The organism is Mariniflexile sp. AS56, assembly GCF_030552475.1.
In the GTDB taxonomy this organism is placed as follows: Bacteria; Bacteroidota; Bacteroidia; order Flavobacteriales; family Flavobacteriaceae; genus Mariniflexile.
On the sequence record NZ_JAUPED010000006.1, the window covers coordinates 1 to 21334 of the forward strand.

17 protein-coding genes and 1 pseudogene are annotated in these 21334 nt (G+C 33.8%); 15 read left to right on the plus strand and 3 right to left on the minus strand.

Annotation, left to right across the window (positions count from 1 at the left end):
- The 3 genes from Q5N74_RS08855 to Q5N74_RS08865 all read left to right on the plus strand — a co-directional run.
- On the plus strand, window positions 1–1488 hold a 1488-nt coding region (locus tag Q5N74_RS08855; protein WP_304388424.1), incomplete at its 5' end, for a gliding motility-associated C-terminal domain-containing protein.
- Between the two features lie 10 nt (window positions 1489–1498).
- Window positions 1499–2437 carry a type IX secretion system membrane protein PorP/SprF gene (locus Q5N74_RS08860; protein ID WP_304388425.1) on the plus strand — a complete coding sequence of 313 codons (939 nt, stop codon included), beginning with the start codon at window positions 1499–1501 and terminating at the stop codon, window positions 2435–2437.
- Window positions 2438–2447: 10 nt separating this feature from the next.
- Window positions 2448–4400, plus strand: a complete 1953-nt coding sequence (locus tag Q5N74_RS08865) for an OmpA family protein (protein ID WP_304388426.1) — start codon at window positions 2448–2450, stop codon at window positions 4398–4400.
- A gap of 137 nt (window positions 4401–4537) precedes the next feature.
- Here Q5N74_RS08865 and Q5N74_RS08870 read toward each other — a convergent pair whose 3' ends face one another.
- Complete coding sequence (locus Q5N74_RS08870; RefSeq protein ID WP_304388427.1) at window positions 4538–5680, minus strand: redoxin domain-containing protein; 1143 nt, start codon at window positions 5678–5680, stop codon at window positions 4538–4540.
- Between the two features lie 465 nt (window positions 5681–6145).
- On the opposite strand from Q5N74_RS08870, the gene Q5N74_RS08875 reads away from it, so the two are divergent.
- The 12 genes and pseudogenes from Q5N74_RS08875 (at window position 6146) to Q5N74_RS08925 (ending at window position 18198) form a co-directional block, all read left to right on the plus strand.
- Window positions 6146–7570, plus strand: coding sequence for a sulfatase (locus tag Q5N74_RS08875; RefSeq protein WP_304388428.1), 1425 nt, complete (start codon window positions 6146–6148; stop codon window positions 7568–7570).
- A gap of 30 nt (window positions 7571–7600) precedes the next feature.
- Window positions 7601–9040, plus strand: a complete 1440-nt coding sequence (locus Q5N74_RS08880) for a hypothetical protein (protein WP_304388429.1) — start codon at window positions 7601–7603, stop codon at window positions 9038–9040.
- Window positions 9041–9158: 118 nt separating this feature from the next.
- Window positions 9159–9806, plus strand: coding sequence for a sialate O-acetylesterase (locus Q5N74_RS08885; RefSeq protein ID WP_304388430.1), 648 nt, complete (start codon window positions 9159–9161; stop codon window positions 9804–9806).
- 10 nt (window positions 9807–9816) lie between these two features.
- Window positions 9817–9939 (plus strand): annotated as a pseudogene (locus tag Q5N74_RS18960) (sialate O-acetylesterase); the annotation flags it as partial.
- 8 nt (window positions 9940–9947) lie between these two features.
- The gene (locus Q5N74_RS08890; protein WP_304388431.1) at window positions 9948–11381 is read left to right on the plus strand and encodes a sulfatase; all 1434 of its coding nucleotides are present in this window, start codon (window positions 9948–9950) and stop codon (window positions 11379–11381) included.
- 386 nt (window positions 11382–11767) lie between these two features.
- Window positions 11768–12859 (plus strand): sensor histidine kinase, encoded by a 1092-nt coding sequence (locus Q5N74_RS08895; protein WP_304388432.1) that lies wholly within the window; start codon window positions 11768–11770, stop codon window positions 12857–12859.
- Window positions 12860–12867: 8 nt separating this feature from the next.
- Window positions 12868–14196, plus strand: a complete 1329-nt coding sequence (locus Q5N74_RS08900) for a sigma-54 dependent transcriptional regulator (protein ID WP_304388433.1) — start codon at window positions 12868–12870, stop codon at window positions 14194–14196.
- Window positions 14197–14718: 522 nt separating this feature from the next.
- Complete coding sequence (locus Q5N74_RS08905) at window positions 14719–16023, plus strand: Glu/Leu/Phe/Val dehydrogenase (RefSeq protein WP_304388434.1); 1305 nt, start codon at window positions 14719–14721, stop codon at window positions 16021–16023.
- An 18-nt stretch (window positions 16024–16041) separates the two neighbouring features.
- Window positions 16042–16464 (plus strand): GreA/GreB family elongation factor, encoded by a 423-nt coding sequence (locus tag Q5N74_RS08910; protein ID WP_369686022.1) that lies wholly within the window; start codon window positions 16042–16044, stop codon window positions 16462–16464.
- Between the two features lie 11 nt (window positions 16465–16475).
- On the plus strand, window positions 16476–16895 hold the full coding sequence (locus Q5N74_RS08915; RefSeq protein WP_304388435.1) for a hypothetical protein: 420 nt from the start codon (window positions 16476–16478) through the stop codon (window positions 16893–16895).
- Between the two features lie 22 nt (window positions 16896–16917).
- Window positions 16918–17307, plus strand: coding sequence for a hypothetical protein (locus Q5N74_RS08920; protein WP_304388436.1), 390 nt, complete (start codon window positions 16918–16920; stop codon window positions 17305–17307).
- 60 nt (window positions 17308–17367) lie between these two features.
- The gene (locus tag Q5N74_RS08925) at window positions 17368–18198 is read left to right on the plus strand and encodes a hypothetical protein (protein WP_304388437.1); all 831 of its coding nucleotides are present in this window, start codon (window positions 17368–17370) and stop codon (window positions 18196–18198) included.
- Between the two features lie 71 nt (window positions 18199–18269).
- Here Q5N74_RS08925 and Q5N74_RS08930 read toward each other — a convergent pair whose 3' ends face one another.
- Together Q5N74_RS08930 and Q5N74_RS08935 are read right to left on the minus strand one after the other, a co-directional pair.
- Window positions 18270–19637, minus strand: coding sequence for an NAD-dependent succinate-semialdehyde dehydrogenase (locus tag Q5N74_RS08930; RefSeq protein ID WP_304388438.1), 1368 nt, complete (start codon window positions 19635–19637; stop codon window positions 18270–18272).
- Between the two features lie 5 nt (window positions 19638–19642).
- The gene (locus tag Q5N74_RS08935; RefSeq protein ID WP_304388439.1) at window positions 19643–21322 is read right to left on the minus strand and encodes an acetolactate synthase large subunit; all 1680 of its coding nucleotides are present in this window, start codon (window positions 21320–21322) and stop codon (window positions 19643–19645) included.
- Between the last annotated feature and the right edge of the window lie 12 nt (window positions 21323–21334).

Here is a 21334-nt window from a genome sequence, read left to right on the forward strand (position 1 = left end):
GATACCGCTATAGTGGTAATCACAGTGGTAGAAGACTTAGGCAATAGCACAGTAGCCAATGATGATGCATATACAACGTTACCAGGCGTTGAAGTTTTCGGTAATGTTTTAGATAATGATACCGATCCAGAAGGGGATAGCCAAACAGTAAACAACACCCCTGTTGTAGATGTTTCAAACGGAACTTTAGTACTTAATACAGACGGTACTTTTATTTACACCCCGAATGCAGGCTTTACAGGCACCGATAGTTTTGTTTATAAAGTATGTGATGATGGCACGCCAGAGGCCTGCGATCAAGCTACGGTATACATTACCGTTAATTTTATTGAAGACCCTTGCGTAGTGAACTGTACTGTGTTAGATAAAACAATAGAGTGTAGCGGTTTAGATAACCAAGCGTTAGCGGAAAATTGGAATGCTCAAAATATAGCAACTTTAAAAGACTGCGCAGAAAATTCGTGTAGTACAGATTTTACAGGAGAAGTAACTTCAGATTTTGATTTTGCTAATTTTAAAACAACCTGTGGATTAAGTGGTAGTATTGATGTAAACTATACAATAACTGATAACAATGGAAACCAAACAAGTTTCATGGTTACACTAACATTTATGGATACCATTGCGCCGGATATTTTAGACTGTCAAATAGAAAATAAGATTCTATCTTGTACTTTAAGTTCAGCAAAAGTTTCTGCGAATCAATGGAATTTAGATAATATCGCAGAATTAGAAAGTTGTGCAACTGATGGTTGTAGTGTAGATCAAACTGTAACTGTTACTTCAAACTATAATTTTGATAACATTTCTGAAGGAATATTGACAGTTATATATGAAGTCTCAGATGATTGCGATAATACTTCCACAGTAGAAGCCACATTAACATTACAGAATGATGCAGTTGTGTCTACAGATATTAGCATTTGTATTGAAAGTGAGGTCGAGTCTCAAGTATTCAACTTATTCAATTTAGTGGATGGAAATTATAATACAGGAGGAACATGGGAAGTTGTATCTGGACCAGGAACAGTTATAGATAACAAATTTTTTGATCCTAAATCGGTTGTTTTGACTAACGAAAATTCGTTTGAAACTATAACATTCAGTTACACAGAATCGGAATCCAATTGTCCAACTTATATTGAAGCTTCCATTGAAGTAAATAATTATTGTAAGGTATTGGCATGTAATCTTGATAATGTAGAAATCTCAATCTTAATAACGCCAAACGGGGATACCCATAACGAGTTTTTTACAGTTTCAGGATTAGTGGACTGCGATTTCCCTATAGACGTTAAAATTGTAAATAGATGGGGAGCAATTATTTACAAATCAAACAATTATAAGAACAACTGGAATGCTTTTACCCATAGATCTTCTTTAGGATCTGCAGGTCAAGTTCCAAGTGGTACATATTATTATGTAGTAACCTTAGTAAACAGTGGAAAAGCCCCAATTACTGGTCTAATGTATATTGGAACTAAATAAAATTTAAGTTATGAAGATCATTAAAAATAATTTAATTGTATTGTTATTATTTACTGGAACAATAGCTTTTGCACAGCAAATGCCTCAGTTTGCGCAGTATATGTTCAATACAATCTCAATAAATCCTGCCTACGCTGGTAGTAGGGAAACTCTATCTGTGGTTGGGTTACATCGTAGTCAATGGGTAGGTGCTACTGGAGGACCAACAACACAGACATTATCTGTTCATTCTCCATTAAAGAATGATAGAATGGGTTTAGGGTTCTCCATGATTAATGACAGTCCGGGTTATGAAAATTTTGTTTATGCGTATGTAGATTTTTCGTATTCCATATATACAAGTGAAAGCACAAAACTGTCGTTTGGGCTTAAGGGAGGTTTTACACATTATAATTTGGATGAAGCATTTTTAAATAATCCAATTGTAACCTCTGATCCGTTTTTTGGTAATTATGCCGATAAATGGAACCCTAACGTTGGAGTGGGATTTCTTTTGCATGCCAATAAATGGTACCTTGGGTTATCTGCCCCGCGTGTTATAAACACAGACTATAATTTAACAGAGGAAAACAATAATGTTGATTATATAGCTCTTGAACGCTTGAGTTATTATTTTTCTGGAGGCTATGTTTTTGATTTAAATGAGAGTACAAAATTAAAACCTTCAGCGTTAATAAAAGCAACTAACGGTGCCCCTATTTCTGTAGATTTAAATGCCAACTTTTTATTTAATGAGAAATTTTGGCTAGGAGGTTCATATAGGTTTAATGAAAATACAGCATCTATTGGCGCTTTAGCAGATTTTCAGATATCAAAAGAGATTAGGGTTGGTTATGCTTATGAGCATTATGTATCTGAAATAAGACCTTATTTTGGAGGAACCCATGAGGTGCTATTCATATATGAAGTATTTAATGATAAACGTAGAAAATCCCCAAGATATTTTTAATTCGAGCCCTATGAAACATATTATATTATTTATATTCATTTCAATTTACAGTTTTTCAGTAAATGCCCAAAAAAATAATGCGGCAGACAAACTGTATAAAAATTTTGCCTATTTAGATGCCGCTAAACTTTATAAGAAAGCGTTGAAAAAACAAGATAGTTCTGTGTATTTATTAACGAGAATTGGTGATTGTTACTATAAAAATTCAGATTCAGAAGAAGCGCTTAAATGGTATACGCTAGCTTCAGAAAAGAATGAAAGCGACAACCCTAAGTTCATGTTTAAATACATACAAACACTAAGAAGTGTTGGAAAGGATGAACTTGCTGATGAGTGGTTATATCGATTAAAAAATTATACTCCAATGGATAGTATAGTTTTAAATTCACAGTTTACCAATGTAAAGCGTGAATTTGGAGATAAACCGTTATTAAACCTAATTAATTTAAATTCGAATACAGAGTATTCAGATTTTGGAGGTTATGAAGACAATTCAGGTCAATTTTATTATTCAACGTCAGTTAAAGAAGAAGCAATACTTGATAATACAAAAGGTAAAGTGTATCAATGGAATGAAGAGCCTTATTTAAAAATAGTGCAAGCGGAAGTAAGTAAGTCTGTGGAAACTATTGAAGTTGGTACTTTTAATCCTATTCCATCTGACTCGATAAATTCATTATCAAATCACCAAGGAACCCTTGCTATAACTAAAGACGGTAAAACGTTATATTATACAGGTAGTAATGTGAAAAAGAATAATGTAGCCGTTTATGATAAGTCAGGGACCAATAATTTAAAGATTTATCGGGCTACCCTTATAAACGGAAAATGGAGTAATTTGGAGGATCTTTCTATTAACGACAAACGTTTTTCAACGGGGCATCCCACTTTAAGTCCGGATGATAAAATACTATATTTTGTTTCTGATAGACCAGGAGGTTTTGGGCAATCAGACTTATATGAAACGGTAATAAATGATGATGGAAGTTTAGGTGAAGTAAAAAATTTAGGACCTAAAATAAATACGGCAGGTCGCGAAATGTTTCCATTTATGGCTGCAGATTTTACTTTTTATTTCTCTTCAGATGGATATATTGATAATAATTTTGGATTATTAGATATTTATAAAACTGACTTAGTTCAAAAAGCTCATGCCATTGATGCTTCAATTGTAAATCTAGGTCCTGGATTTAACAGTGGTTACGATGATTTTGCCTTTTTTACAAATGATGGAGAGAAAACTGGTTATCTTTCATCGAACAGGCCTGGAGGTAAAGGTGGTGATGATATATATGCGTTTTTAAGAGAAAAATGTATTCAGAATATTGAGGGGGTCGTATACGATGTTCTTACCAATTCTAAAATTGTAGAAGCTAAAGTGGAGTTGAAAGATATAGAAGGTAATGTAATAGTAACGACTTCATCAAATAAGGAAGGTGTGTACATGTTTGAAAATCTTGATTGTGAAAAAGCATTTATTATTACAGCAAGTAAACAAAGGCATGATTCAGATACGAAAGAGGCTATGACCACAAATATTCCGAAAGGAAAAGTAGCGGTCGATCTTTATTTAAAACCATACGATATTAATATAAACCCTATTTATTTTGATTTCGATAAATCATACATAAGGCCAGATGCAGCTGCAGAGTTAGGAAGAGTTGTTGCTGTTATGAAAGAGTATCCTAAAATGATTATTAGAATAGAATCGCACACAGATAGTCGAGGTAAAGATTCATACAACTTGTCACTATCGGATAGAAGAGCAAAATCAACGCGTGTTTACATCGTTTCGCAAGGTATAGAAGCAAATCGAATTGAAAGCGCTATTGGCTATGGTGAAACTCGATTAGTAAACCGTTGCAGTAATGAATTCAGGGATAAATGCACAGAAGAAGAGCATCAGAAAAATAGAAGGTCGCGTTTCGAAATAGTGAATTTTGAAACCTTTGATAAGGAATAATACTGGAATTAATTAAAGTTTCTAGCTATTATAAAGTAGATAAGAAATGAATTTACATAAGTGAATCAAAAACCCCATAATGTTATTTATGGGGTTTTTCTATGCTATTATTTAAGTAAAATTAATTTTATTACATTCTAACGTCTAGCAGGTCTCCTGTTCCCTGTATTATTTCTGTTTTTGTTAAAACCGGCTGTTATGGCTCCTCTATCTTCTGCCGTTAATGTAATCGTATAGTCATGTGTCATCGCTTTACACATGGTAGGTGTACAACCAAAATAATGAAGCGAAATTTTTATTTTGTCTCCTGCTTTGGCGTTTTTTATATCGACTAGAAATTGACGTGGTTTTGTATCACTGTCTTCAGCTCCTTCTTTAGCCGTTGCCTCACTAGGCGTTGCTCGTACCCCATTTGGTAACGTTAACGAATATTTCATGGGAGGAACTAGATTATTCCAATGGGCATCATAAATTGGGTCTGGGAAGAAGCTTAGAAACAGCTTTCCTTCACCATTATTAATTAAGGATGCATCGGCTTCAGCTCGTAATTTCACATAATAAGTCTCTGCTGGATGGTCGGGAATAATAGTTAGTATTTTTAAATTTGTAGGTCGTTCCACTTGCCAATCATCCGTTATGTTTTCTGGTAAAATAGAACGTTTTATTCTCGGAAGATTTAAAGAACTGATAGTGGTTTTGTTTTTAACAGGGCCAATAAATTTTTCCAAAGCACTACGAAGTTCTACTTCATTAATATGCGACGAGGCATAAAGGATGGTTCCTTCAGGAGACATTAGATACACAGATTCTGAATTGGAGTGTAATGCCGTTTTCATTTCATCGTCCATAGTGTCAGAAATCCATGGTACTTTTGTTTGTAGTTTTTTTTGTGCAACTTCTATATGCAGCAAACGCTCAGAAATATTTTGTGATTCAACGTAACCGTTCAATTCAGGATGTCTTAAGCTTTTGTAAAAATAAAAAAATGCCATGTTTTTATTTGAATAGTCAGCGAAAGCGGCTTCAATAGCAGGGTAATCTCTATGAAAATGTGGACAGGTGAGACAACCAGAAGCCAACAGAAGGTATTTTCCTTGCTGAATATCTTTTATTTTTATAAGATCACCTTGGGTATTATGGGCTTTTAAATCTGGTATTTTTGTTCCAATTAATGTTTCGGGCTTCAAACTAAATCTAGCATCATTTTTAGGCTTTTGTTTGGATTGCGCAAATGTGAAAGTGATTGTGCATATTGTGATTACTAGGAGGAGTTGTTTCATATACAGCTTAAATTATTTAGATGCTTGTAGGACTTTATAAACTCTATAAAGTTTAATCGTGACTTATAATTTTATTGGAATGTTTCACTATTTTAGAACATATAATTTACCAAGAAATGTTCTGCTTTAGAAACTTAAATTAAGGATTCTAAGTTCAATTTTAGAAAATAAAAGCTTTATTTAAGAACACTGAAGAAGATTAATTAATGAAGCATATAGAAAGCACACTTGGTTAAGAACAGGTTCCTTTTACGGATGGACAATTAAACATAATCCACGTTTAGATGTTACTAAAGTATTCGAATGTAATTAGTACTAACCTGTATGTTAAGTCTTTATAGGTGTTGGCCCAGGAGCGATTACGGAATAAAATACAGGTTACAACTAATTTTAAAGAATTATCGCACTTATATAAAAATTATATACTAATTTTTACTGCTATTAAAAAACTAAATTAATTAAGTAATGAAAAAAATATGTTCCTGTAAACTAATAATTGCAATGGGTATTAATTTGCTAATATTCAATTGTTATGCTCAAAAAGAAATTTCAAAAGCTACCAAACCAAATATTATACTTATCATGGCAGACGACCTTGGTTATGGTGATGTAGGATTTAATGGTAATAAAAAGATTATTACACCGCATTTAGATGAAATGGCAGTTGCTGGTTTGAAGTTTACAAACTTTTATGCCGCAGCTCCACTTTGTACGCCTACTAGAGCAAGTGTATTAACAGGTCGAAGCCCGTTTCGTCAAGGTATTTTTGCAGCACATACAGGTGCCATGCGACCAGCCGAAAAAACAATAGCTGAAGTGTTAAAAAAAGAAGGTTATAAAACAGGTTTTTTTGGGAAATGGCACTTAGGTTGGGTAGAACCAGACCAGGTAGAATCTCGCGGTAATTATTCACCACCTTGGCACCATGGATTTGATGAAACATTTGCAACTAAAAGTGCAGTGCCAACATGGAACCCGACTAAAACCCCTGAAGGTTGGACTAGTTGGGGAGCGGAAGATGATGGTTCTTGGGGAGGTTCCATTTATGTTCAGAATGGAAAACCGGTAACTGATAATTTAGAGGGTGATGATAGCCGAATAATTATGGATAGAGCCATCCCTTTTTTAGAGGAATCTATTTCTAAAAACAAACCTTTTTTAGCTACTATTTGGTTTCATACACCACATGAACCAGTAGTAGCTGGGCCAGAATACTTGGCTAAATATCCAAACTTGCCACTAGCACAAAAACACTATTATGGCGCCATAACTGCTATGGATGAACAGATAGGCCGTTTAAGAACGTTTTTAAAGGACAACCATATGGAAGAGAATACCATTATTTTCTTTTGTAGTGATAATGGCCCTGCAGATCCACTTGCTAAAAAAGGTATTGCTTCAGCAGGACCGTTTAAAGGGCATAAACACCAAATGTGGGAAGGTGGTTTGCGGGTTCCTTCCTTAATTTTGTGGCCAGGGCATATTAAATCTGGGCAAGTTACCGAGTATCAGGCAACAACTAACGATTATTTTCCAACCATACTTGATGTTTTAAACATTCAAAAGGATAAGAAAACACTTTTAGATGGTGTTAGTTTAAAATCGGTAATATTAAATGGAGATTCTAGCAAAAGAACGTTACCAATAGCATCTGGTTATCAACGTTTATACAACGGTACAGAACTTTATGCATATATAGATGGTGATTATAAGATTTGTATTCCAAATAAAGGAGCCGATATGATGCTTTTTGATTTAAAAAATGATCCAGGTGAAACTAATAATTTAGCCTTAAATCAACCAGAGCTGTTAAAAAAAATGAGGGATGATTTAGAGAAAGTAAAAGAGTCTTGGAAAGCGAGTCGCGAAGGGAAAGATTATCAGTGGTAGTTGTATTCCATCTAACAATTTAATAACGTAATGAAAAAATTTAAAGTTATTTTATTGGCCTGCTTATTTATAGGTTGTGCCAATATCAATACGGCTAAAAAACATAAAGAAACCTTATTACTTCCATACATGTTGGTAGATGCTAGGGTGAAAGTATATCATAATGATGGTACAAGAAGCTATAAAGATTATAAGCCTTTTAAAACACGAACCGTGGACTTACTGTCTAATTATAAAAACGCAAATATTGATTTTAGTAAATATGGTGGTGATTTAAAGAAACAAACTAATGATGTTACGGGGTTTTATCATGTAAAGAAAATTGGTGATCGTTGGTGGGGTATAGACCCGTTGGGCTATCAATATTTTAATATTGCTTTAAATAGTGTAACTGTTGGTAAGTCAGCACTTAATAAATTAGCTTTAATTGAAAAATTTGGTTCTAAAGAGAATTGGATTAGCAACACGGTGAATATGTTACAGAGTAACGGCTTTAACTGTGCAGGTTCGTGGAGTGATGTAGAGGCTATAGTTGAAGCCAATAAAACCCTCGAAAAACCATTTGCTTATACAATTAATTGGAACTTTATGAGTAGTTATGGGCGTAAACGTGGTGGTACGCATCAACAACCGGGGCATACAGGTTACCCAAATGATGCTATTTTTGTATTCGACCCAAATTTTGAAATTTTTTGTGATGAACATGCTAAACAATTGTTAATTTATAAAAATGATCCCAATCTATTTGGGCATTTTTCAGATAACGAAATGCCTTTTAAATTTAAGGCCTTAGATAATTATTTAAGTTTGAAAAAAGATGATTACGGATATATTGCTGCGAATAAATGGCTGTTAGATAATAGAATAACGAAAGAGCAAATTACAGATAAACATCGTGAATTATTTATGGCCTTTGTGGCTGATAAATATTTTTCAACAGTTTCAAAAGCTATAAAAAAATACGACCCAAATCACATGTATATTGGTTCTCGTTTTTATGCTGATGAAAAAAATCATCCTGAATTCATGAAAACAGCAGGGAAGTATCTGGATGTTATTTCAAACAATTATTATAATAAATGGACACCCAACACAGATGATATGATAAATTGGGGAAAATGGACAGGAAAACCATTTATAGTAACCGAATACTACGTGAAAGGTGAAGATTCTGGAATGGGGAATACCAGTGGAGCGGGGTGGATTGTGCGCACCCAAAAAGACCGCGGATTGTTTTACCAAAATTATAATCTAGCACTTTTGGAATCTAAAAATTGTGTGGGATGGCATTATTTTAAGTATCAAGATAATGACCCAACGGCTAAAGGTATGGACCCTTCAAACATAGATGCTAATAAAGGGATCGTGAATAATGAATATAGAGTTTGGGAGCCCATGATGGAAAAAATGAAAGCGCTAAATAATCAAGTATATAGTCTGATTGCTTATTTCGATACTAATGAAAAATAAAATCACCTATTTTAATATTTGATAGGTTATGTACTTAAAGAGGTGGTGATTTAGATAAAAAAGTTCTAGAATTGATTGCAAATGATTCTATTTCATAATGATTAAAATAATAAAATAAATGAAGTATTATAAAATAATTTTATTGCTATGTATTGGTTTGTTATTCCAATGCAAATCAAGTAATAAACTAGCTAAAAGTAAGCCAAAACCCATGGAGATTTATTTGTTAATAGGGCAATCTAATATGGCTGGGCGAGCACCTATTGAAGTGCAAGATCAGGATAGTATTAATAATGTGTTTTTGTTTACTAGCGATGAACATAAACCATGGGAAAAAGCAGTAAATCCTTTAAATAAGTATTCAACTATTAGGAAAAATATGGCAATGCAAAAAGTAGGACCTGGTTATAGTTTTGGAAAAACACTAGCACGGGCTAGAGCAGGAAAGACCATCGGTTTGGTTGTTAACGCCAAAGGAGGTACATCCATTGAAGAATGGAAACCTGGCGACACTTTATACAATGAAGCAATCAGCCAAATTAAAAAAGCATTAAAAACAGGAGGAATTTTAAAAGGAATTATTTGGCATCAAGGTGAAACTAATGCATCAAAGTATAAAATGTATATGCCAAAAATAACGGACTTGATAGAGTCATTTCGAAAGGATTTAAATGCACCAAACTTGCCATTTGTAGCAGGGCAATTATCTCCAGATAAACCTCAACGTATTGATTTTAATAATATGATTTTAGAATTACCTAACTAAGGTTAAATATACAGGCGTTGTCACCACAGAGAATACGTCTACAATAGATGATACACATTTTGATAGTGCTAGTCAAAGGCTTTTAGGACAGCGATATGCTGAAGAAATGCTAAAATTAATTGGTAAAAATTAATTATTAGCATGAAATTTTACACACTAAAATCGGTCGTTTATTTTCTGTTTTTTGTTGCCCTGTTTTCTAATGCACAAAGTGAAAATAAATCTATTAATCAATTGGAAATCAAACAAACACGTCCTAATATATTGGTAATTATATCAGATCAACATTCAGGAAGAGTGATGTCGCAAGTGGGGTATGAGCATGTAGTTACACCAGGTATTGATAAACTTGCAGATGAAGGCGTAACTTTTACCCGCAGTTATTGCACATATCCAGTTTGTATGGCTTCGCGAGCGTCGCTAATAACTGGGTTTATGCCAAATAAAAGTAATGCTGATTTAATGGCATACCCATCCATAGGGAAAACAATAAAGGAGGCAGGGTATTCTACAGCCTATTTTGGCAAGTGGCACGTGTCCAATACAAAAATAAAGGATGTTCCAGAATGGCATGGTTTTGAAACTTATAAAAGAGAATATAATGATTCTAAAACTGCTGCATTATCTATAGATTTTATCAATAAAAAGCACGATAAACCATTTTTTTTGGTAACCTCATTGTTAAATCCACATGATTGTTGTGAATTGGCACGCAATATTTCTGGTTTGGGAGATGATTATCATGATGGTGCTGTAGAAGAGAATATGCCAATAGAAGAATGCCCGCCATTGCCAATTAATTTTAAAATTCCGGAAAATGAAGCAGAAGGTTTTTATACCAGAAGAACTCCAGATAGTACGGATAAAGTTAATTTTGGAAAACATCCCGTAAAGTATTGGGAAGAGAAAGAATGGCGTCAATATATGTATGGATATGATAGGTTGGTAGAAAAAATGGATGATCACATTCTAAACATTGTTAATACTTTAGAAAAGCAAGGGCTTTTAGAAAACACCATTGTGTTTTATACTTCCGATCATGGAGATGGTCATGGTTCCCATGAATGGAATCAGAAAATGAATTTTTATGAAGAATCCATCAACGTGCCATTTATAATTTCATGGAAAGGACATACAAAATCTGGTATTATAGACTCTAAAACATTAACATCTAGTGGTATTGATTTGTATCCTACAATTTGTGAAATGGCAGGTGTTTCAATTGATAAATCATTACCAGGTAAAAATTTAAGTACTTATATCTTAAAAGGTGAAAAACAACCTAAAGAAACTAGAAAATATGTTGTTTCTGAACTCATTCAAAAAGAAGAAAATAAACCGAGGGGTCGCGAGTTTGTGGGAAGAATGGTGGTTACAGAACAATTTAAATATTTTCTTTTTGATGGAGGCGAACACCGAGAACAGTTTTTCGATTTAAAAAATGATTCAGATGAACTAAAACCATTAATTGATTCAAAAAAACATCAAAATGAAATCGCAGCTCACAGGCAAATGTTGAAAGACTGGATTGTAAAAACATCTGATGATTTCCCAATTAATAAGATACCTCAATAAATAATAAAAGGAAGCGTTTTGCAGCTTGTTTTTTGTTGGTATTAACTATCAAGGTAGTGGGTTTTTATCTGTTTTAGAAGCTAAAGGAACTGTTTGAAATTAAGAAAAGGCATCATATAGCATTTGACTTTTTTGGCAGGGATATATTGAAAATATGTGGTTATAAAATTAGAAATCAAAACCCTTTGAGGAATTTGTAAAACTGGTTTTCAAAGAAGAATGCCTTTAGAATTGTAAATTAAAAAGTTTAGGAGAGCCTTGTATTTATTTAAGATAAGTACTTGTATGATAATTCCCTTAAAGTTCTTTAGAAGATGCATCCTGTAATTTGTAATTTTGAAAACAGAATGGTTCCAAATTCAATTATCACCAAAATTTAAGACATTATGAGCACGTCAGAAATTCAATTAAAAGAGCGCATTAAGGAGCTTACATGCTTATATGAGGTTTCATCTATTATTGGTAATGTTGAATTAGATTTAATAGAAGAGACATTACAAGCGGTGGCTCATAGTTTAAAAAAAGCCTTTCAATATCCAGAAAACACATTTGTAGATTTTATTATTGATACTATTTCGGTTTCTTCAGGGGATTATTTCCCTAACGATTTAAAAATCCAATCAGATATTAAGATATTTAATAAGATTCAAGGTGAATTGGTTGTGAGACTTCATAATTCGGATGCTGAAGAAATCAATTTTCTAAATGAAGAACAATTACTGTTAGATAATGTTGCCTTAAAAGTAGGGAATTTATTAGAGCGTATCGAAATTCAGAAAAACCAAACAGCCTTAAAACGGCAGATGGAACGTGCAGATAGACTGAGTATTTTAGGTGAAATTACTGCGGGAATAGCCCACGAACTTAACACGCCTTTAGCAAGTATTTTGGGTTTCGCAGAGTTATTAAAAAGTGATTTAGATTCTGATAAAAAAGCATCAGACGATCTTCAAAAAATTATTGATAATGCCATTTATTCAAGGGAAGTAGTTAAAAAACTCATGTTTTTTGCATGCGAAATGCCTCAAGAAATGAAGCACATAAATATTGTGCCCATTTTAAAAAATGCTATTAATTTATTGGATGCGACCTTCAGAAAAGAACAGGTTAAATACCTTGTTAAGATTGATGCAGAAGAATTGTGGTTACGCGCAGACTCGATACAGCTCACACAAATTATTTTCAATTTGTTAATTAATGCCATTTACTTTTCACCTAAAGATGGATTAGTCACTATAGAGGTTTACAAGAAGAAAAAGCAGATAGTTCTTAAAATATATGATGAAGGTAAAGGCTTTGATTTAGAGAATTTAGACAAAGTCTTTCAACCTTTTTTCACAACCAAACCAACAGGAGATGGCTCTGGCTTAGGGCTAAGTGTTGTTCATGGAATTGTCGCATCACATAAAGGCACAATTTCAGCAGAGAATAACATAAAAAAAGGTGCTATATTTACGGTAACACTTCCTGAAAACTGATTTTAACCATGCAATTACGTAAAGAAAATATACTTGTTGTTGACGATGATGTTAATATTTTAGAACTTTTGCAACGGCATTTACAGTCTTGGAACTATCATGTCTTTAAGGCGATTTCGGTGAAGGAAGCTGTTGCAATTCTACGAGACTCAAATATAGATTTGATAATTACCGATTTAAAAATGCCTGAAGTTGATGGTTTCGAACTCATAAAATTTGTTTCAGAGCATTATCCGAAATTACCAAAATTAGTGGTTACAGGTTATCCATCCGTTCAAGGTTCTTTGGATGCTATTAAATCAGGTGTGGTCGATTATTTAATCAAACCTTTTACCAAAGATGAGCTGAAATTGGCCATTGATAAATCTATTTTTATTCCGAAAGGAAAAGAACAAAAATCAGATGCTTTTTCAGGTTCAAAAAGTAAATCCTATGGAGATATTATAGGTGATTCTGAAAAAATAAATGATGTTATTCAAATTATAGAGCGTGTAAAAGATAATAAGGCAACCATTTTTATTAAAGGTGAAAGTGGTACAGGTAAAGAACTTGTAGCGCGGGCCATTCACTATGAAGGTAAATTTTCTAGAGCGCCATTTATTGCTGTAAATTGTGGCGGTATTCCAGAAAACCTTTTGGAAGCAGAGTTGTTTGGTTATTTAAAAGGAGCTTTTACGGGTGCAGAAACGAATAGAGAGGGCTTTTTTCAAGCGGCTAATGGCGGTACTATTTTTCTAGATGAAATTGGAAACGCTTCACTTGCGGTGCAATCACGATTACTACGGGTTCTTCAAGAAAAAGAGGTTGTTAAGGTGGGGTCAACAAAAGCTGAAAAGATAGATGTACGTATTGTCGCCGCTACAAACAGTGATTTGAGAGACATGATTAAAAAACAGACCTTTAGGGAAGATTTGTTTTATAGATTGACTGTTGTTGAAATTAATATAGCACCATTGAGAGAACGTAAAGATGATATCCATTTGTTGGTTGATAAATTTCTCTTTAAATATGGCGTAGAGTATAAGGATCGATTTGTGAAAATGACACCTGAAGCTTTGACGGTTTTGGAACGATATGATTGGCCTGGAAACATCCGAGAATTAGAAAACATCGTTCAGCGAGCTGTTATTATGTGTGATAAACTTATAGATGTTGAACATTTACCAGAGCATTTAAAATACTCATTAAATTTTTCCTCGGATGCCTTAGTTCCTTTAAAGGTTATGGAAAAACAATATATTGAAAAAGTGTTACTGGCCACAGGAAATAATAAAACAAAAGCAGCCGAAATTCTTCAAATAGATCGAAAAACCATTCGGCAAAAACTTTCAGAATAAAATTTACCTACTGGTACATTATTTCTCAACTGGGTAATATTGTACCAGTTTCTTTTTTATAACTTTTATTATACACGCTTACCAAACCCTTTATATATAAGGGTTTTGTGCTTTTAGGGCGGTTTTGAAATGATTCTGGCATATGGGTTGCTTTATAGTATGTGTATAACATTAATAAGTTTTTATTATGAATCAATTTAATATCTGTCCCAGCTGTATGCATTGTAGCACTTGTGTATTAACTGCCCAAAAGGATAAGGTTTGGTCTTGTAGTGAATTTGATGAAATTAAGACCACCGAAATTATTGTTGAAACAATAGAGAGACCAAAGCGTTCGCTGGAATTAGTTTAATTTTTTAATATAAAACAATGACTTTTAATACGTTAATAACAGTTGTAATACAAAATTCAAGATGTGGGAAGTCTAAAGGTAGATCAGCCAGACATCAATATGTTATAGATAAATACATGGAAAGATCTATTGCAAATCGTTATTTCAAATAAAAATTTAAAAACACACGAATGACAACAATAACCGCAGGTTTAAACAATATAACCCAAGAAATTCCAGTACGAGGTATGATGGCCAATGTGATGGAGCAATTTAATAGTGCTGCAGATCAAATTAACTTACATCCCAATATTAGAAAAATATTAAGTATTACAAATAATGAGATTATCGTGAATTTTCCAGTAAAAATGGATAATGGCGAAGTTGAAATATTTACAGGATACAGAGTGCAGCACAATAATGCTTTAGGTCCTTATAAAGGAGGTTTACGCTACCATCCAACAGTTGATATTGATGCCGCTAGAGCCTTAGCTATGTGGATGACATGGAAAACATCTTTAGCAGGATTACCTTTTGGAGGCGGTAAAGGCGGTATTAAAATAGATCCTTCAAAATATTCTAAAGATGAGCTTGAGCGTATCACAAGACGATTCACTTTTGCTTTAGCCGATAATATAGGTCCAGAACATGATATTCCGGCACCAGATGTGAACACGAACAGCCAAACCATGGCGTGGATGGCAGACACCTATATGAGTACACGTCCGCCAGCAGAGCGTACCGCAAACCAACATGTAGTTACCGGGAAACCTGCAGGAAGTGGAGGGCTTGATGGTCGAGATAGATCAACAGGATACGGTGTTTATTTATCCATAAAATTTTGGGCAGAAAAGAATAATAAAACATTGGAAGGTAAGACCTTTATTATTCAAGGTTTTGGTAATGTTGGTTATTGGGCAGGCTATTTTTTAGAAAAGGATGGAGCTATATTGGTTGGAGTCCAAGACGCCTATGGTAGCATTCAAAATAAAAAAGGAATTCAGGTTGAAGACTTATTCAAATACATCCAAGTGAGTGACGGTAGTGTTGTGAATTTTCCAAATGCACAGTCTGTAAATAAGGATGATTTTTTCGGTTTAGATTGCGATATCTGTATTCCTGCAGCTTTGGGTAATCAAATTACTAAAGAAAATGCACCAAGTATAAAAGCGGCTCTCATTGCAGAAGGCGCCAATGGCCCTATTAATGTAGAAGGAGAAAAAATTCTATTAGAAAGAGGGATCACTATTATTCCAGATATTTTATGCAATTCTGGTGGCGTTGTTGGTAGTTATTTTGAATGGTTACAAAACCGTAATGGAGAGCTGTGGCAGTATGATGAAGTGATGGGAAAACTGCACAAAAAAATTAAAGAATCTTTTGATAAAGTATATGAATATTCAGAGCGTGAAGCTATGGATATGCGAACAGCTGCTTATTGTATTGCTATTAAGCGTATAGAAAAAGCATATGTACAGAGGGGAATATTCCCATAGAAGCATTTAAAATATGTAATGATGAAATATGGAAGTTTAATTTTAGAAAAGAAAGAGTATGTATACCTAAAACGCATACTTAATATCTCTGGGTATGCCGGAGATCATGAAACTCAAAAGTGTTTATTGAGTCTGTCTGAAGAATTAAAAACCGCACAAATAGTTGATGACAAAGATATCCCTTTTGATATTATAAGGTTTAACAGCAGGGTAACAGTACTGTTTGAAAACGGGATAGAGAAAACAATTCAACTTGTTATTCCAATAGATAGGGATGTGAATAATAATAAAATTTCTGTACTTACTCCTTTGGGCTCTGCTTTGATAGGATATTCACAAGATGATATCCTTGAGTGGGATTTTCCGAAAGGAAAACAGCAATTTAAAATTTCAAAAGTAACCCAAGAAGAAACCTTTAGTGGCATTGATGTAATAATATAAAATTAGAAGTTATGACAAATTTTAATACCCAAATATTTAGCCATGATACAGATGTTGATGTAGCACACAAAATCAACACCATGGAGTTAGACAATTGGACCAATCATTTAAAATATATAAAGAAGGAATTGGTCAATTTAATAAGTATGTGTAGTAAAGACTTGAAAAATAAGTTAGACGACGATAGTGTTTTGGAACGTTTCTATAAAAAGGAAATTGAAAATGAGACCTTACTAAATGCACTTCAAAAGTACTCGAATTCTAGAGCTAATATAGTGGAATGTGAAGACTTGCAGTGCGATATGAGTTTTATAACAGAGCATGAAAGCTACAGAAGAAGTTATTTATATCACTTGGATAAATATAGAAGGCTTAAAGATGAGTTTTTTAATAAAGTACAAGGGAAGTTTACACTTTTGGGTATAGACTAATTTTTTACAAATTTACTAACATTTGAATTCAACTTCAATATATAAAATTGACGTGCATAGGAGACTGTGCATCCAAAAGGACTTAATCGAATTAAGCACCTGGATAAATACTTTAGAGTCTTTAAATAATGAATTAGATCACGTATCTATAATTGAAAAGCAGCTTATTAAAATAGAATCAATAGCAAATACCATTCTGGCCATACGCAGAAAGAATATTTTGCACACGGCACACTTGTGTAAATACGAGAAAGAGTTAAGAATAGAGTATGAATATGGAGAAGTAGAATATGATTTGAATAGGTTGAAATTTCATGAGCAAAAACGTGGGCACTATTTGAAACTTATTGAAGAGTATAATACCTTTAAAAATCAATTCTATTTGTTACTTAGAAAGTACCAACGGAAATGATATAAAGGTGCCCGTTTTTAAATAAATATCAAGCAAACGAAACCCATAAATAAAAATAAGATGATAAAAATTTTAATTCCTACAGATTTTTCGCTTAACATTTATCAGTCCATTGATTATGTTACTGCACTTTATGTAAATGAATATTGTGAGTTTTATTTTTTAAACACATACACTTATGATGTTGTAGGTTTAAATGCGATAGAACTGCTTCAGGCAGACGATGCGTGGTTTGATGAACCTAATGAAGAATCTGTTAATAAATTAGGGGAATTAGTAGAACATTATACGTTGAAAACTAACAATGTAAAGCATGCCTTTAATGCTATTTCGGAATGTGTAGGTTTGGTAGATGGAATTAAAAAAAGTATTGAAAAAATAGGAATAGATTTAGTGATTCTCACAAGTGAGTCTAGCAAAAATATTGGTAAGACTTCTGAAAATATAATTGAAAAAATAAGATCCTGTCCCATTTTAATCGTGCCATCTCACGCTTCTATACATGAAGGCATTTACCTTACGGTGGTTTCAGATTTTAAACAAAAGGTTAACACTCTTGAAATTGATGCATTTTGTAAAGCCTTAAAAAACACTAATTTTGAAGTTGGCATTTTAGTTTTAGAAGAAAAGAGCGCGCTAACAACGGAAGCTGTAAATAACTTAGAGTTATTAATCATCTATTTGGAGTCAATGTTAGATCAACGAATAGGTTTAGAATATATAAATTCATCCTATCACCTCAAAGATTATGCAGCCTCGCATGTGGAAGGTATTATGTGTGTTATTGATGAAAAACCAGATTTATTCAGAAAAATTGGTATTCATAAATCTAACGTAATATCCACATTAGGAAAACTAAATACGAATACTGTATTGACGGTACATCAATAAATTGAACTTTGTCTTTACCATGATTATTAGCAGGATATGTGTGCAGTTTTATATTGATTATTGAATAAAAATCAATTAATCCATATAGATTTTGTGTTTACAAATTCGCGTATTCCATAATCAGAAAGTTCTCTACCATAACCGCTATTTTTTATGCCGCCAAACGGGAGTCTTGGGTCTGAGGCAACCAACTTATTCACAAAGCTATTGCCCGCTTCTAGTTTTAAAGCTATCTTTTCGCCACGCTCTACATTACCGGTAATAACACCTGAGCCTAAACCAAAGGAAGAATTATTTGCCAATTCGATGGCATGGTTTTCATCTTTAGCACGGATAACCGAGGCTACAGGTCCAAAAAGTTCATTATCGAAACCTTCCATACCTGGTTTAACATTCGATAAAATTGTGGCAGGATAATAAGCACCTTTTCTATCGGGCACCGTGCCTCCTAAAATCAATTTAGCTCCTTGAGATATTGTTTTTTCCACTTGTTTGTGTAAATCATCTCTTAAATCCAATCTTGCTAAAGGACCGTAGTAGGTTGATTCATCAGTTGGATCTCCCATTATAGCGGCTTTCATTTTCTTTGTAAAAAGTTCTAAAAACTCATCATAGATACTATCTAATACTATAAAACGCTTAGCAGCAATACATGTTTGTCCGTTATTTTGTAGTCTGCCATGAGTAGACATGTCGGTTGCTTTTTCCATATCAGCATCATCTAAAATAATGTAAGCATCACTTCCTCCTAATTCCAAAACAGTTTTCTTTAAATTTTGTCCAGCAATGGAAGCCACCGAGCGTCCTGCAGGTTCGCTTCCTGTTAAGGTAACAGCAACAATGTTTTTATTTTCGATAATAGCTTTAACATGGTCTGAACTAATATTTATGTTACTAAAAAGACCTTTCGGAAAACCGACATTATAAAACATGTCTTCAAGTGCCAAAGCACAGCCTTGTACGTTCGATGCGTGTTTTAAAATACCTGCATTTCCTGCCATAATTGCTGGAACAGCAAAACGGATAACTTGATAAAATGGGAAGTTCCATGGCATGATGGCTAATACAACACCCATAGGCTGAAAGGTTACATAACTTTTTTGGGCTTCTGTTTTTACAATTTCATTACTTAATAAATCTTTTGCATGGTCTGCATAATAGTTGCATATTAATGCGCATTTTTCTAATTCCTGTCTGGCCTGTACAATGGTTTTTCCCATTTCCTTCGTGGCTAATTGAGCATATTTTTCCTTGTTTTCAATAATGTAATCTGCTAATTTATGCATGAGTTTAGAGCGTTCATCAAAACTGGTGTTTTTCCATATTTTAAAAGCATCATGTGCATGCTCCAATTTTTTGTTTGCTTCTGTAATGCCTAAACGGGTGTATTCGGCGACTTGTTCTTCTGTAGCAGGGTTGATTATGATTGTTTTTTTCATTGTGCTTATTTTTTTGTTTTGGTTGAATATTCTTTTATCAGAACATTCAAAATTTCGTGGTTTAAGGAGTAATCTACCGCTAAATCAATTACATGAATGCCTTTTGAGTCGATCGATTTTTTCAAGATATTTTTAAATTCTTCAACTGAATTGGGGCGATAACCTGTGGCTCCAAAACTTTCAGCGTACTTTACAAAATCTGGATTTCCGTAATCTAGACCATACTTGGGGAAGCCTTCAGCTTCTTGTTTCCATTTTATCATGCCGTAAGCGTTATCGTTTAATATAATAACTACCAAGTCAAGATGTAATCTTGCCGCAGTTTCTAATTCTTGCGAATTCATCATAAAGCCACCGTCTCCATTTATCGAAATCACTTTTCTTTCTGGATACAATTCTTTAGTCATAATAGCAGAGGCTAACCCAGCTCCCATGGTAGCTAATGCGTTATCAAGAATTAAACTATTTTGTGTGTAAGCCGGATAATTTCTGGCAAACCATATTTTATAAATCCCATTATCTAAGGCTACTATCCCATTAGCGGGTACAATGTCTCTGGTTATTTTAACGAGCCGTTGTGGAAGAATAGGGAAGCGGTCATCCTTTTCATAGGTCGATAAATGGGTGCATACGTTGTGTTTAATATCTATAAAATAGGTGTTGTCCCATTGTTTGGCATGTGTGCTTAATCCATTGGTTAGTTGTTCAAGAGAACCTGCAATATCTCCAATAACGTTTAAATGAGGAAAATAGACATCATCTATCTCCGCCGGAAAAAAATTAACGTGAATTACTTTTCTTTGGTCATCTTTATCCATGAAAAACGGTGGTTTTTCTATAGTATCATGACCTATATTAATAATTAGGTCTGCGTGGTCTATGGCCTCATGTAAAAAATCATAATCAGATAATGCTGCAGTTCCTAAATAAAGCGGGTGTCGTTCATCAATAATCCCTTTTCCCATTTGTGTGTTAAAAAAGGGAATACCTATAGTGTTTATAAATGTGGTAAGTGCTTCACTAGCGCGTTTACGGTTCGCTCCAGCACCAATAAGTAGTAAAGGCTGTTTTGCAGCTTTAACCATAGCTACTGCCTTCTGAATACTTTCTTTGGACGCATCAGGAATTCTATAATCGACCACATCAAATATTCTTGGTTGCTCTACGGTTTCTTGAGCTATATCTTCAGGCAATTCAATATGTACTGCCCCAGGACGTTCTTGTTGTGCTACTCGAAATGCCTCACGAACCATAGAAGGAATATGTGCACTGTGAGTTACTTGCTTTGTGTATTTAGTTAAAGGTTGCATCATTTCAACCACATCTATAATTTGAAATTTGCCTTGTTTTCTAGTTTTTATTGGTTTTTGACCCGTAATTATGACTAAAGGCATAGCACCTAATTGAGCATATGCTGTGGGCGTCACCAAATTGGTAGCACCAGGACCTAAGGTTGATAAGCATACGCCTGCCTTTCCTGTTAATCGACCATATGTGGCAGCCATAAAACCAGCTCCTTGCTCATGTCTTGTTAAAATTAATTTTATTTTACCTGATTTTCTTAATGAATCAATAAAATCAAGATTTTCTTCACCAGGTAGCCCAAAAATATATTCTACACCTTCGTTCTCTAAGGCTTTAATAAATAAATCAGATCCTTTCATACGTATTTGTTTCCCTTTCATAAATTAAAATAT